This is a genomic window from Paenibacillus sp. FSL R10-2796, from assembly GCF_037965315.1.
Taxonomy (GTDB): domain Bacteria; phylum Bacillota; class Bacilli; order Paenibacillales; family Paenibacillaceae; genus Paenibacillus_AQ; species Paenibacillus_AQ odorifer.
This window is the reverse complement of the sequence record NZ_CP150178.1, coordinates 6,011,071-6,025,631: the sequence shown is the minus strand read 5'-3', so window position 1 is coordinate 6,025,631 and position 14,561 is coordinate 6,011,071. Positions and strand designations below refer to the sequence as shown.

Genomic DNA, 14,561 nt, shown 5'->3' with positions numbered 1-14,561 from the left:
TAACCTATTAGCCTTCTTCACCCTTTAGGGTGGAGGAGGTTTTTTCGTTATACAACTACAAGGCATAATAAAAGACCGCATCCACTGAAATTGCTTCCAGAACTGGCGGTCTGATGTCTTCGTTATGAATCAATCTTTATCTGAAGGGTTAGTTAATGAAATTTAACGGTCTTGATGCGAGCCTCTTCTTCATAGCTAAGTGGTTTCGGAGATTGCGGAGTGTGCAGATGGCGCTCCACGGAGTACTCCATTTTCCGGTAGTCCTCATTACCTGTATTCAATGTTGGATTCCAGTTTTCTGTCACCCAATTTTTAAGTTCCTTAAGTCCTGCTAGCATTTCCTCCAGCCTCCTTTGGCGAAGAAACAAAATAGATTTTGTTGTTCTTTGTTTACGCTTTCATTATAATCCTAAACTCCATTTTTTAAAAGGTGTGTCCGTCTGAAAAACACAGATTATTCAGTGAACATTGTGTGTTATTTAGGTTTTGTGCTTCATCTGGAGAGAAGTGTCTCCCTGTAGGAGACACTTTTAGTGAAGCTGAAAGGATACTCATTAGTACCACTTTTTTAAATTATTTTACATCCGTATATCCAACAAATACTGCCCTGAAGAAATAAATTTAGGGTGGAGAATTTACAGGATTATTTTCTAATGAATATGGAAAAATAAATGATTATTAGCTGCGAGTTGCACTGAAAACCATTATTTTGCTAATCATAAATAAGATTGGTGGAAATAAATTTTATTTTTCTAAAAATAGAGAAAATAATTTACAAAAGCAAAATATAATGATATTTTGTTTATGTAGAAAAGAAACCGCTCACAACTTAAGGGGGATTAACAATGACACTCACAAAGTTCCACGGAATTATACCTGCCTTTTATGCCTGCTATGACGATCAAGGAAATATTTCGGAATCCCGGACGCATGCTTTATGTGATTACTTATTTGAAAAAGGAGTTCAAGGTGTATATGTGGGAGGCAGCTCAGGAGAATGTATTTACCAGAGTCTCGACGAACGCAAAGCGGTACTAAGCTACGTAGCTAGTAACCTGAAAGGTAAAATGACACTGATTGCCCACGTGGGTGCCCCTTCCACTAGAGATAGTATTGAGTTAGCGAAACATGCTGCAACCTTAGGATACGATGCATTATCCGCAATCCCGCCTATATATTTCAAGTTACCTGATAGTGCAGTCTATAAATATTGGAGCGAGATTATGGAGGCAACCCCTCTAAGCTTCATCATCTACAACATTCCTCAGACTACTGGATATACACTGACTCCGTCCCTATTTGAGAAGCTGCTTGCGAACAAAAAGGTGATTGGTGTGAAGAACTCCTCCATGCCGACTATGGATATTGAAAGATTCAAAAGAGTGGGTGGAAAAGATGTAGTGGTATTTAATGGACCGGATGAACAATATGTTGCGGGAAGAATCATGGGAGCGGATGCGGGAATCGGTGGAACCTATGCGGTTATGCCTGAGCTGTTCCTGCAAGCAAATGAATTTGTTAAGGCTGGTAAGTTCGAAGAAGCTGGACAAATTCAAAGCGATATCAACGATATTATCATCGCCCTTTGTTCGCTCAAAGGTGCCATGTATGCCGGAATAAAAGAGATTCTAAAATTAAGAGGCGTAAACATTGGTAGCGTAAGAGCACCGCTTGAGGCAGTAGCCGCTGAAGATGCTGGTCCGATCGCAGACATTATGAAATTGATTGATCAAGCTATTGAAAGATATTGCGGTTAAGACAAATGAAGAAATCCATCGTATGCTTTGGCGATTCTAATACTTGGGGCTACGACGCAGAGACAGACCGCAGATTTAAGGATGATATTCGTTGGACGGGAATTCTTCATACAGAATTGGGTGACGCCTACCGTATGATCGAAGAAGGGCTTCCCGGCAGAACAAGTGTCAGTGAGGACCCTCTATTTGAAGGACTTTCTGGAATTTCCTATATCTATCCCTGCCTAATGTCACATTCGCCATTAGACTTGGTTGTGATCATGCTTGGGACCAATGATACCAAAGAAAGGTTTGGATTAACTTCTTATAACATCGCACAAGGTATTGTTAGACTGGCTCTTAAAGCTAAAGGTAGCGGTGCAGGACCTGAGGGGAAGGCTCCAGAGGTTCTAGTAATCGCGCCCCCTCCGATTGGAGCAGAGTATATTCATACCCCTATTGGCAAACCAATGGGTAGCGGATGTAGTGAGAAGTCTATGGAGCTCGCTGAGCATCTTGCAGCTTTGCTAACGGGAACTGGTATCCACTTTGTAGATTCCAGAGACCATGTATCGATGAATGAAATTGATTATATGCATCTTGATCCGCAAGGACATCGCAACATGGCCGATTTAGTGCAATACCATGCTAAACGGATTTTAAATTAAAGGTTCTATGCTTTCGAAGCGAGTTTTGTACGAAGAGATTCAGAGAAGATAATGCTCACAAAACTTTAAGCGTATGCTTTCGATGCGAGTTTTGTACGTAGCGATTCAGAGAAGGTAATGCTCACAAAACTTTTAGGGAGGTTTATAAATGAAGAAAAAACGTTTACTCTCGACAATGGTTGCGCTAATGGTGATTATTTCTTTAATTTCAGGTTGCTCAGGTAACAATGCTGCGAGTTCTAATACATCCGATAATTCTTCTGCATCTGGGAAGGAAAAAGTGGCGATCAGAGTATGGCTGACTCCACAGTGGAAGGGTGTTGTGGATGCCACGGAGGCAGGCGCGGACTATGATAGCTTCCTAAAGCACGCCGCTGAGAAATTCAAAGCACAATATGATAAATACGATGCAGATATTCAAATAGAGGTCATTGCTGGAGATCAGCGCGATCAATTGCTTAACGTTAACTTAAGCGGAGGAACACCTCCAGATGTGTTCTTTGAGAGTGTATTCCCGATGGGCGATTACGTTCACCGGGGAGCATTGGTTCCTTTGACCGACATCATTGATGAAGACGCGAAAAGCGATATTGCTCAAAACTACTGGGACGCTGTAACGTTCGGAGAAGATATTTATTTCTATCCATTCCAGCACAACCCAGGCACCTTGGTTTACAACGCGGACATGTTTAAAGCAGCAGGCTTGGAAAAGTTTGTGGGTGAAGAATCCGAAATCAAAACTTGGAACTTGGATGAATATCAACAAATTCTTGAGGGTCTCAAAAACAATCTGCCGAAGGATAAGTATTCCAATGCATATCCAATGGCATTATTCGCTGTAAATAATCAGGGCGATACATGGAACCTTGCCTATATGAGAATGTTCGGCAATAAGTTCTTTGATGATCAAGGCAACATTGTCCTGAACGATGAGAACGGAGTTAAAGCTGCAACTTGGCTGAAAAACCTATACGACGGCGGATATACAAATCCAGGCGCAGAATCTGTTTCTTCTAATGATGCCAATGCTATGTTCCAAAATCAGCAATTAGCAATCAGTTTCACTAACCCGATTCTGTTTAATGGTACGAAAGCAAATATGGCGGACGGTACGGCAGCGAAATTCGATATGAGACTTGCTAATATTCCGTCGGAAAGCGGAGATCCTCTATCCTTTACTTATGTAGTAGGCGCTAGTGTATTCAAGTCCAAAGATGCTAAGAAGACTGAAGTAGCTAAGGATTTCGTGAAGTTCTTCTCAAGCGATCCTAAGTTAGTTAAATCCTCTAAGAATGGTATTCCTGTAAGAAGTTCTGTAGCCGAAGCACTTAAAGCAGAAAATCCACTGTTTGCAGCTTACGATGCCAACTCTAAATATTTGTTCAACTTCACAGGCAACGTTCCAGGATACAGCCAATTAAGAGAGGTTTTATATCCAGAGCTACAAGCACTTTACATGGGAGCTAAGACACCGGAACAGTTTGTGCAAGATTATCAGGCAAGTGGCAACAAGGTGATTGAGACCAATAAAGCTGGCTCTGTAATTTTCCAATAATCTAAGACCAGATAAACAATACACGATTGACAGCCTTTAGGGTCTGAAGAGACTCTGGGGCTGTTAATTAGAAAGGTAAACGATATGAAACTACGTAGTAATTACCTAAAAGAGAATATTACAGGTTATCTGTTTATTTTACCTCAGATGATAGTATTCTTAGCCTTTCTTGTCTATCCGATCTTAGAAGGGATGCGGCTGAGTCTATACCAGATTAATTATGACAGCGAGAAGTTTGTGGGTTTTGCCAATTACACTACATTGTTTAATGATCCGGTATTTTTTAAGGCTACCATCAACACCGTTGTGTTCGTAATATTTATCGTTCTACTTACAGTGGGGTTTGCATTGTTCGTAGCCTCTGCGGTATTTGATAAGAATGCTAAGTACGTTTCCTTTATTAGAGGAAGTTATTATATCCCGGTAATGGTGTCCATGGTGGTTATGAGTATGGTCTGGAGCTTTTTGCTGAATCCGGCTAACGGACTTATCTCTTATCTATATAAAGACATGGGACTAGGGACGATTAATCTGCTGGGAAATCCAAAGACGGTTCTGCCAGTCGTGATATTTGTAACCTTCGCAACTAACGTGGGCCAGGCAATTATTCTGTATATAGCTGCGATGATTGGTGTCTCGAAAGAGCTTTTTGAAGCAGCAGAAATCGATGGTGCTAGCAGATGGCAAGTGATTACAAAGATCCTGATTCCTTCGGTAGGACCTACAACAACTTATATTACGATTATCAATATTATTGCCGTATTAAAAATCTTTGTAGTTATTCAGTTATTGACCGGTGGCGGACCGAATAATTCCTCCGTAACGCTGATGTACTACCTTTATAATAATGCCTTTAAATATAACCAACTCGGTGTAGCTTCTGCGGTAGGGGTTATCATGTTCGTGATTACATTGATATTGTCTGTGCCACAGCTACGAAGCATGATTAAGGTGAAGTGAGGGGGAATACAACATGTCGAAGATTAAAAATAAGAAAAAGAGAGAGAAGTTTGATGTGATATCGAATGTGATCATTATCCTCTTCGCACTCCTTAATCTTTTTCCACTATATTGGTTATTCACAAGTTCACTTAAAAACAGCTCGGATGTTGTGAAGATGCCTCCAGACTGGTGGCCCAAATCGATTACATTCTCCAACTATGTGGATGTATTTCAGAACCAGCCGGCTTTAAGATGGACGTTTAATAGTATTTATGTATCTGGTATTTCTACTATTTTGGTTATTGTTGTAGGCTCTATGGCCGCCTATGCGTTCTCAAAGATTAATTTTAAAGGTAAAAATATAATCTTCATTATCTTTATATCAAGCTTGATGATTCCTAAAGAAATTATGATTGTGCCCTTATTCCGGATCACCCAACAATTTGGAATGGTAAATAGTTATAACGGTATGATTTGGCCGAACGTGGCGGGTGCATTTGGAGTGTTCCTATTAAAGGGATTCTTCGATTTAACCCCTAATGCCTTAAGAGAAGCCGGGAGAATAGATGGTGCAAATGAATGGAGAATCTTCACGCGCATCATGTTGCCTATTGTCAAACCTGGTATTGGAGCCTTATTTATTCTGAATTTCGTGCAAGTCTGGAATGATTACTTGTGGCAGCTGGTTATAGGCCAAGAGAACAAAATGAAAACATTAATGGTTGGTACTGCGACCTTAATGCAGGATTTGAATCCTAATTTCGCTTATAAAATGGCCGGAGCTACCATCGCTGCAATTCCGATGTTGCTAGTGTTCATGTTATTCCAACGGTTCTTCACCAATGGGATTACGGCAGGAGCAGTTAAAGAATAAATAAAAATGTGGAGTGGTTACTGATGAATACTGAAAATAATGTACTTAAAAAAATAAAACATAAACTAGTCGTCTCCAGTCAAGCCTTACCAGAAGAACCGCTGCATAGCCCGTTTATTATGGGGAGAATGGCTTATGCTGCTTACTTAGGCGGGGCTTCTGGAATTCGGGCAAACAGCGTAGCGGATATTCAAGAAATCAAAAAGCAAGTGAATCTGCCGATCATTGGGATAATCAAAAAGGTGTATGAAGGCTCTGAAGTCTTTATTACACCCACTCAAAAGGAAGTCGATGAGCTGTACCGCGAAGGGGTAGATATCATTGCTATGGATGCTACAGACCGTATTCGCCCGGACGGATCTACTATTTCTGAACTTTTTCCACTTTTAAAAGAGACCTATAAAGATCAACTGTTTATGGCGGATTGTTCTACATTTGCGGAAGCTGCGAAGGCTGTTGAGCTGGGATTTGATCTGATAGGAACTACCTTGAGCGGTTATACCGAGGCTACTAAAGGCCGCAACTTGCCAGATTTTGAATTGGTTCAACAAATCGTCAACAACTTCTCTGTTCCCGTTATAGCTGAAGGTGGGGTTTCCACTCCTGAAGAATTAAAGACCATGTTTGATTTAGGTGTGTATTCAGCAGTGGTTGGCTCTGCGATCACGAGACCGATGGAGATTACGAAACGGTTTGTGAACGCTATTCAGTAGAACGCCAGAGAGGGTAGATGGGAATGAGAATTGTAGCCGTAGATATTGGCGGTACCAATACCAAGATGTGTATATGCGATAAACAGGGGAATGTACATGACTTCAAGGAGTATGCAACAGAAAGCTACTTGGGGGGACCCCATGTAATCTCGAGAATGCTGGAAAAGATTGCAGAATACGATCATTTTGATGCCATTGCCATAAGCACCGCGGGCCAAGTTAATGCAGAAGAAGGATTTATTGTCTATGCTAACGAAAATATACCTAGATATACTGGAATGAAAATTAAGGATATTGTCACCCATCATTTTCATAAACCTGTTATGGTAGAGAACGATGTGAATTCAGCAGCATTAGGCGAAGCTTATTATGGAGCTGCTCAGAGCTTTAACAATTTCTTATGTCTAACCTTTGGCACAGGCATTGGCGGTGCGATCGTCATTAATCGCCAAATCTATAAAGGGGCTAATGGGGTAGCGGCTGAATTTGGCCATATCTTTACTCACCCATTGTCGGCCACATCCGGAGTAGAAGGACTGCCGTATTATGAGAAATACGCTTCAACTACAGCTTTAGTGAAGATGGCTCAGCTGGCAGATCCCGAATGCATGGACGGAAAAGCTTTATTTGATAAAATACAGAGCGGAAATGAGCAGCTTGAACGTATTTTAGATCTATGGATTACTGAAGTGGCTGTTGGTTTAGCTTCTATCACACATATCTTCAATCCATCCGCCATTATTATTGGTGGCGGCGTAATGGAACAAGAAGATTTGGTTCGAAGGGTAGAAGAACGCACGAAGTCTTTGATTATGGAAAGCTTTGCGGGAGTGAGAATTGTTAAAGCCTCATTAGGGAATAAGGCAGGTCTGCTGGGAGCTTCCTCCTTATTCGTACATTAATTTATTGAAAAGGAGGGGCTTTTTTGCGGACAATCAGTATTTTTTCTTCAATTCATTCTAAATACAATAATTTGACGAATACGGAGAAGAAGGTAGCGGACTACGTACTGGAGAATACGAGAAGTGTAGTCTACATGTCGATTACTGATCTTGCAGATGCATGTGATGTTGGGGAATCAAGTATATTTCGATTTTGCAAATCTTTAAGTTATAAAGGGTATCAAGAGTTCAAGATCGCATTGGCACATAGCATCACTGTGGAGAATGAGATCCCGCAGCTTACCGATCAAATTCTGATGGATGATACGATTGAAGCTGTTGCTTCTAAAGTGCTGACCACAAATGTAAGTGCACTCAACGAGACCTATAATTTAATTGATATACAGAAGATCAGTGAGGCCATTGAGTATTTGATTAATGCAGAACGTGTATTGTTTTTCGGTGTGGGCTCTTCTCTAGTCACAGCTATGGAAGCCAAGATTAAATTTATGCGTATTACGAACAAAACGGAATGTTTAATGGATTCACATCTGCAGATGATGTCGGCAGCGTTGATGTCTAACCGGGATGTCGCTGTTGTGATTTCTTATTCCGGCTCGACCAAGGATAGCATTGAGGTTGCGAGAAAAGCAAAGGAACGAGGAGCCAAAGTAATATCCATTACCAGGTTTGAAAAGTCACCGTTAACCTCGTACTCCGATCTGACCCTGCTATGTGGTGCTAATGAAGGACCGCTGCAAGGGGGTTCATTATCTGCAAAGATATCGCAGCTCTATCTGCTTGATATTTTATATGTAGAATATTTCAAGAAGACTAGTGAGCAATCCATAATCAATAAAGAAACTACAGCTTCAGCAGTCAGTGAGAAACTGGTTTAGCACATTAAGATGTGAGGGGAATGGGAAGTTATGATCTTAGGTTCTTTGTCATCTTGGGAAGAGCATATCAAGTATGAGAATCCTGTCATTGTTGAGGCTGTTGAGGAATTGAAAGTAATCTTACAACATGATCCTGATCTTGGGCGAATCGAAATCCGTGGGAACGAAATGTATGCTTCGATTATGGCTCTGGAGGCAAAATCGCTGGAGGAACAAGTCGCAGAGAAGCATGAGACTTATATTGATGTGCATTATCTGATAGAAGGTGAAGAAACGATTGGCTGGGCACCCCTGCAAGAAGGGATCGAGCCCATTAAGCCTTACGATGCCGAAGGAGAATATGCGCTTTATCCCCCATCAGCAGATGAAATATTGTTATCTTTGAAGCCTGGAATGTTCGCGGTCTTTTTCCCTCATGATGTTCACAGACCGGGCATGGGTCAACCGGGGCAGCAGATTAAAAAAGCTGTCATTAAAATCCACACAAATCTACTAACTCCATAATATAGAGATTGAGGCTGGTAGCGGAACCATTCCGCTGTCAGCTTTTTTTGCGTCGCTTCTATTTACTTATATCTAAATTTATAAATATACAAAATATAAAGATTGGTGGTAAACTTAACATGCCTAAAGCTTTTTTTGTAGAGCTTAAGGATTTTTTTGCATGCACATTTATGAGTGAGCAAAGAATATTACAGAGAATTACACTATAGAAAGAATAATGGAGGCAGGAGAGTTAAATGAAGAATAAAGGTCTAAAGAGAATGTTGTTGTTATCTATGATGGTTGTTGTCATCGCTGCACTTGCAGTGGGTTGTGGTTCGAAAAATAATACAAATACAGAATCGTCAGAGGGAGCTGCTCCAGAGGCTGCAAAAGAAGTTACCTCATTGTCGCTCGGTTTATTACCCTCGATTGATGCTATTCCTTTTATCATCGCACATGAACAAGGTTTCGATAAAAACCACGGTGTGGATCTGGACATCCAGACGTTTAAAAGCGCCAAAGATCGGGATGTAGCTTTTCAAGCAGGCAAGCTGGATGGTCTAAGTGCTGACCTGGTTGCGATCTCCATTTACAATGAGGCTGGACTGGATGTGAAGATCACCAGTACAACTTTTGGGGAATTTGATTTGCTGACTGGAAATGAATCGATCCAGGATGTGAAGGGTTTGAAGGGGAAAACCGTGATTTTGTCCAAAAATACCTCCACACAATATACAGTGGCCATGATGCTGAAACAAGCAGGTCTGACCGAAGCTGATATTACAGTGACAGAGGTTCCACAGATTCCGACCCGTTTAGAATTGCTTAAGAATAATAAGGCGGATGCGGCAATTTTGCCAGAACCTTTTGTAACGATGGGCAAAACCTCAGGCCTGCGTGTACTGAGCTCAACGCTAACTGCGGGAGTAAATCCGTTCGTATTAGCTTTCCCGCAAACTGCAATTGATGCCAAAGCAGAAGCTATCCGCAGTATGTATGCTGCTTATGATGAAGCAGTAGCTTATATGAAATCCCATGAACAATCTGAATATATCGATCTTGTAATCAAAGAAGTAGGATATCCAGAAACATTAAAAGATGAGATCAAGGTACCGGATTATGTACCAGCTTATCAAGTGGATGTGAAGGAAGTAGAGGCTGCATTTGCTTGGGCACGGGAAAAAGGTTTGCTTAGCAAAAATATCTCGGCTGAAGATGTGATTTCTGATGTCCAATTCAAGAAATAAAGGACTCGCCATAAAGGATCTGAAAGTAGAATATAAGAGCGGACAATTAGCCTTAGGTCAGGTGGATTTATCTTTGCCGGAACATGGGATCTACACCATTATCGGACCCTCTGGCAGCGGAAAATCAACCTTATTACGGGCGATTGCGGGCTTGCTGCCTAGCTATCAGGGACAAATTCTTTTTAATGAGAAATCTGTACATGAGAAAGAAACGTTAATCGGGCTGGTGCCGCAGAACTACGGGCTTCTTCCTTGGAAGACTGTACATGATAATATTCAGATAGCGATGAAGATTACGCATACGGCAAGTTCATCCAAGCAAGAACGGGAGACGCAGATTAAGCAGTGGCTTTCGTCGATGGGGATCTCTGATTTAGCAGAACGTTATCCCTTATCCCTCAGTGGAGGCCAGCAGCAAAGAGTAGCGATTGCCAGAGCTTTTGCCATTTTGCCTACTATTCTGTTGCTGGACGAGCCATTCTCTGCACTCGATGCGATAACAAGGGAAACGCTGCAGGTCCTCTTTTTAGAGAACTGGATGGCTAACCCGACGACTACATTATTTGTCACTCATGATGTGGAAGAAGCGATTCTGCTGGGGCAAAAGATTATCGTCATGCCGTCCAACAAAGAAACTACACCTGAAATTATTGATAATCATTTGGTGTTTCATATGAAGCATGAGGATAAGCGGGACAGTGTGGATTTCTTTGAGCAGACTAAGCGGATTAGAAAGGTAATGCAGGAGATATGGTAAACAAACGTCGACTTCATCATCTAGTAAGGCTGCTATTTGTATTTGTCTGTATGAATGTAGTCTGGTATATCGCATTTTTACTTATGAACCATTCGATTTTGCCAAGTCCCTTTGCTGTATATAAGGCGATGTTTCAGTTAGGAGCGCAGGATATTGCTATAAATGTAGGGTATAGCTTGTTCAGAATTTTTGCAGGTGTGGTACTGGCGTTAATTATTGGACTGCTTGTAGGTCTTCTAATGGGACGTTCGTTGACCTGGAACAAACTGCTGGACCCTGTGGTTTACTTGACCTATCCTGTTCCCAAAATTGCCCTGCTTCCAGTAGTGATGCTGTTCTTCGGGCTTGGGGAGACGTCCAAAATCCTAATGATCATGCTGATTCTATTGTTTCAGATCATCATTTCGGTAAGGGATGGGGTTAAGGCTATTCCGGACAATACCTATGATGTCTTAACTAGTATAGGTGCCAGCGCTGTGAAGAAGTTCTGGCATGTGACACTGCCGGGGGCATTGTCAGTAATTCTGAGTACGATTCGTATTTCGCTTGGAACGGCGATATCTGTACTGTTTTTTACGGAGATCTATGGAACAGAGCACGGTATGGGCTTTTTCATCATGGATGCGTGGTTAAGATTAGATTATCCGGAGATGTATGCGGGAATTATGTTGTTCAGCTTGGTCGGTTTTATTCTCTTCTTGCTTGTTGATTTTCTTGATTACAAGTTTATGAAGTGGCGGAACTAAATTTAGTTGGAAATTAAACGATAGCTTTCCTTTGCCTGAGTTTGGGCAAGGGGGAGCTTTTTTTATATGATTTTTTGGGGGCAACACAATTAATTTTAGTTTCATTATTATTTGAATGGAAAAATAAAACAGTAAAATAAATGAAGGAAAAAATGAAAATTAAACTTACTTAGGGCTGTAAACCCCCGTTTATTTTAGAAAAATATAAAGATGGTGAGATGAAAAGAGGGAATTTGTTTTAAAAAAACTAATAAATCTCTTGATTTCTTGCAAATCTATTGGAAATTATATTCATAAAAGTATAAAAAGGTTTAGTTTAATTTATTTACAACCAGATTTTAGTATGGTATTTTATCAATGGAAACGGATTCATTTAGGTTTTGTGAAATGATTTTAAGTTATTACGAATGGAAGGATCTGTTCACTTCATAAAAATGAAAACGCTAATAAAAGGTTGGGGGTAATTATCTTTGAATAAATATGGACGGAAGCTATGGCTTACGGTACTGATTTTCGTGATTGCGATTGGCGGGCTGACGTATTATTGGGCTTCTAAGGGCGAAAACCCAGCAACACTGTCTCAGGAGTCTGCCAAAGAAGCAACGGGTGAAGCGGGAAAGGAAACTCTTCCAACGGCGACAGCAGCTAACACAAGTAGTGGAACCGCATATACGTTGACTGTGGATACGGGGAATCCGGGAGCTAAGATCAGCCCGATGTTGTACGGAGCCTTTTTCGAAGAGATTAATCATGCGGGAGATGGAGGGCTATATGCAGAGCTGATTTCCAATCGTTCCTTTGAGGATAGTTCGGTCACACTGTTCAATTGGTGGATGGATGAAAAAGGAGGGAGTAAAGGGAAGCTTGCTCTGACCAGCACTAAGCTTTTGAACGATGCTCAGACCCAGGCAATGGCTTTAACAGTATCATCAGCTGCCGAGGGTGGTTCGGTATCTGCTGTGAATAATGGTTACTGGGGGATTGCTTTGACGAAGGAGGCCAGTTACAAGTTGTCTTTCTATGCGCGGCCAGAGCCAGGGGACAATATGCCACTGCGTATAACGTTAGAGAGCCCAGATGGCAATGAGCTATATGCAGAACAGACCGTTGATAAGTTAAAAGAAGGATGGCATCCATATACATACACACTGACTTCTACAGGTACTGTAGCAAACGCACGAATTGTAATCTCTGCTGCCAATGTAGGGACTGTTTATCTCGATATGGTGTCTTTGTTTCCTGAGACTTGGAACAACAGGGAGAATGGGCTTCGCATCGATTTGGCTGAAAAGGTAGCTGCGATGAAACCCGCATTCGTTCGTTTTCCGGGGGGATGTTTCGTGGAAGGGAAAACGCCAACTGATGCTTATCAATGGAAGAACACCATTGGTCCGATTGAAACGCGTCCCGGTCATAAGGGATATTGGGATTACCGCTCCTCAGATGGGCTGGGCTTTCACGAATATCTGCAATGGGCCGAAGATCTGAAAGCGGAACCATTATATGTAGCTTATATCGGGATTTCACATAACGGAGATCCTATAGCCAAGCAGAATACCGTTCCAGTCAGTGAAATTCATCCATGGATACAAGATGCGCTGGACGCCATTGAATATGCCAACGGACCGGTTACTAGCAAATGGGGGGCACAAAGAGCCGCCAATGGTCATCCGGAGCCTTTTAATATGAAATATGTAGAGATTGGTAACGAAAACAATTTTCAGATGAGTGAATATATTAAGCGTTATGGCTTGTTTTATAAAGCAATTAAAGAGAAGTATCCAGAGATTCATCTCATTGCCAATGCAGCAGTTGAAGGTGAGCCTATCGAGATGGTTGATGAGCATTACTATGAAACCTCTGAATGGTTCCTCAGCAACTCGAACAGATACGATACTTATGACCGGAGTGGTCCTGAGATTTATGTTGGTGAGTATGCGGTAACCAAGGGTGCCGGAGAAGGCAATCTGAACGCTGCAATCGGCGAGGCCGCTTTTATGATGGGCATGGAACGGAATTCTGATATCGTAAAAATGTCCTCTTATGCCCCGTTGTTTGTGAATACGAAGGATCGTACTTGGAACCCGGACGCTATTGTGTTTGATTCATCGACTAGCTACGGAACACCTTCTTATCATGTGCAGCAGATGTTCGGAAGCAATAAGGGGGATGTAGTTCTTCCAACCTCACTTGTGGCTCTAGGTCAAGAAGAAACCTCCGGTAAGCAATCCATTCAAGGTGGAATTGGTTTGGGGACTTGGGCCACCCAGGTAGAGTACAGCGATGTACGAGTAGCCAAAGGTGATGACGTTCTTTTTGAAGATCATTTCAAGAAGGATTCCGGAGCCTGGACTCTAAACAATGGGGACTGGGAACAATCCAAGGGTACTTTTAAGCAGACTTCTAATGATATTGATATTCGCGCAGTTGCCGGTGAGGCTTCCTGGAGTGATTATACACTTTCTCTTAAGGCGAAAAAGACTGGCGGAGCAGAAGGTATGCTCATTATGTTCGGCTCTAAAGATGAAGGCAACTTCTATTGGTGGAATCTTGGCGGCTGGGGAAATACGCAGAGCGCGATTGAAAAATCAGTAGGTGGAACAAGAGCAGTCATCGGAAGAACGGTTCCTGTAAGGATTGAGACTGGGAAATTGTACGATATCCGCATTGAATTATCAGGTGCTAATATCCGGCTCTATCTCGACGACGAGCTTATACAAGAGGTGAACGATGAAAGTCCAGCAGGGCCGCTGTTCCAAACTGCGAGCCGTGATCTTGCCACAGGTGAGCTGATCGTTAAAGTCGTTAATGCGGGTGACACTGCTCAGCGCACGGATGTTTCTTTTACCGGACTTGCCACATCAAGCCTGGAAGGAACAGCTACCGTACTTCAGTCGGACGATTTAAATGCTGAGAATAGCTTCGCTGAACCTGACAAGGTGGCACCTGTAACTCAAAAGGTAAGTGTAGACAAAGGTAGTCTGGAGTTTGAATTCCCGAAATATTCCGTGACCGTGTTAAGACTAAAGGAAGGGGGGAAATAGCCGGTCACGGAGG

The 14,561-nt window shown here is 42.0% G+C and carries 14 protein-coding genes; 13 read left to right on the top strand and 1 reads right to left on the bottom strand.

The genetic code is table 11. The features are described from left to right. Positions 1–152: 152 nt before the first annotated feature. Positions 153–338: a hypothetical protein gene (locus tag NST58_RS26900; RefSeq protein ID WP_036679656.1), complete on the bottom strand. Its 186-nt coding sequence runs from the start codon at positions 336–338 to the stop codon at positions 153–155. Positions 339–845: 507 nt separating this feature from the next. Between NST58_RS26900 and NST58_RS26895 the strand changes: the two genes are divergently transcribed. The 13 genes from NST58_RS26895 (at position 846) to NST58_RS26835 (ending at position 14,548) form a co-directional block, all read left to right on the top strand. Next, positions 846–1,757: a dihydrodipicolinate synthase family protein gene (locus tag NST58_RS26895; RefSeq protein WP_038573110.1), complete on the top strand. Its 912-nt coding sequence runs from the start codon at positions 846–848 to the stop codon at positions 1,755–1,757. A 5-nt stretch (positions 1,758–1,762) separates the two neighbouring features. Beyond that, positions 1,763–2,404: an SGNH/GDSL hydrolase family protein gene (locus NST58_RS26890; RefSeq protein WP_076186401.1), complete on the top strand. Its 642-nt coding sequence runs from the start codon at positions 1,763–1,765 to the stop codon at positions 2,402–2,404. Positions 2,405–2,552: 148 nt separating this feature from the next. Further along, a complete protein-coding gene (locus tag NST58_RS26885) occupies positions 2,553–3,959 on the top strand; it encodes an extracellular solute-binding protein (RefSeq protein WP_339244760.1) in 1,407 nt (468 codons plus the stop codon). An 84-nt stretch (positions 3,960–4,043) separates the two neighbouring features. Further along, positions 4,044–4,919, top strand: a complete 876-nt coding sequence (locus NST58_RS26880) for a sugar ABC transporter permease (RefSeq protein ID WP_076129168.1) — start codon at positions 4,044–4,046, stop codon at positions 4,917–4,919. A gap of 13 nt (positions 4,920–4,932) precedes the next feature. After that, complete coding sequence (locus NST58_RS26875) at positions 4,933–5,775, top strand: carbohydrate ABC transporter permease (protein ID WP_081382492.1); 843 nt, start codon at positions 4,933–4,935, stop codon at positions 5,773–5,775. Positions 5,776–5,798: 23 nt separating this feature from the next. After that, a complete protein-coding gene (locus NST58_RS26870) occupies positions 5,799–6,488 on the top strand; it encodes an N-acetylmannosamine-6-phosphate 2-epimerase (RefSeq protein WP_036679646.1) in 690 nt (229 codons plus the stop codon). A 23-nt stretch (positions 6,489–6,511) separates the two neighbouring features. Further along, on the top strand, positions 6,512–7,390 hold the full coding sequence (locus NST58_RS26865; protein ID WP_339244756.1) for an ROK family protein: 879 nt from the start codon (positions 6,512–6,514) through the stop codon (positions 7,388–7,390). A gap of 23 nt (positions 7,391–7,413) precedes the next feature. Further along, positions 7,414–8,268: a MurR/RpiR family transcriptional regulator gene (locus tag NST58_RS26860; protein ID WP_051491079.1), complete on the top strand. Its 855-nt coding sequence runs from the start codon at positions 7,414–7,416 to the stop codon at positions 8,266–8,268. 30 nt (positions 8,269–8,298) lie between these two features. Further along, positions 8,299–8,772, top strand: coding sequence for a YhcH/YjgK/YiaL family protein (locus NST58_RS26855; RefSeq protein ID WP_339244754.1), 474 nt, complete (start codon positions 8,299–8,301; stop codon positions 8,770–8,772). A 236-nt stretch (positions 8,773–9,008) separates the two neighbouring features. Beyond that, a complete protein-coding gene (locus tag NST58_RS26850) occupies positions 9,009–10,001 on the top strand; it encodes a MetQ/NlpA family ABC transporter substrate-binding protein (RefSeq protein ID WP_139329957.1) in 993 nt (330 codons plus the stop codon). Next, positions 9,982–10,758, top strand: a complete 777-nt coding sequence (locus tag NST58_RS26845; RefSeq protein ID WP_076129171.1) for an ABC transporter ATP-binding protein — start codon at positions 9,982–9,984, stop codon at positions 10,756–10,758. Before NST58_RS26850 ends, NST58_RS26845 begins: the two co-directional genes overlap by 20 nt. After that, positions 10,752–11,504, top strand: coding sequence for an ABC transporter permease (locus NST58_RS26840; RefSeq protein ID WP_076186390.1), 753 nt, complete (start codon positions 10,752–10,754; stop codon positions 11,502–11,504). The genes NST58_RS26845 and NST58_RS26840 overlap by 7 nt, the downstream gene beginning before the upstream one ends. 470 nt (positions 11,505–11,974) lie before the next feature. Further along, positions 11,975–14,548: an alpha-L-arabinofuranosidase C-terminal domain-containing protein gene (locus NST58_RS26835; RefSeq protein WP_339244748.1), complete on the top strand. Its 2,574-nt coding sequence runs from the start codon at positions 11,975–11,977 to the stop codon at positions 14,546–14,548. Positions 14,549–14,561 lie beyond the last annotated feature (13 nt).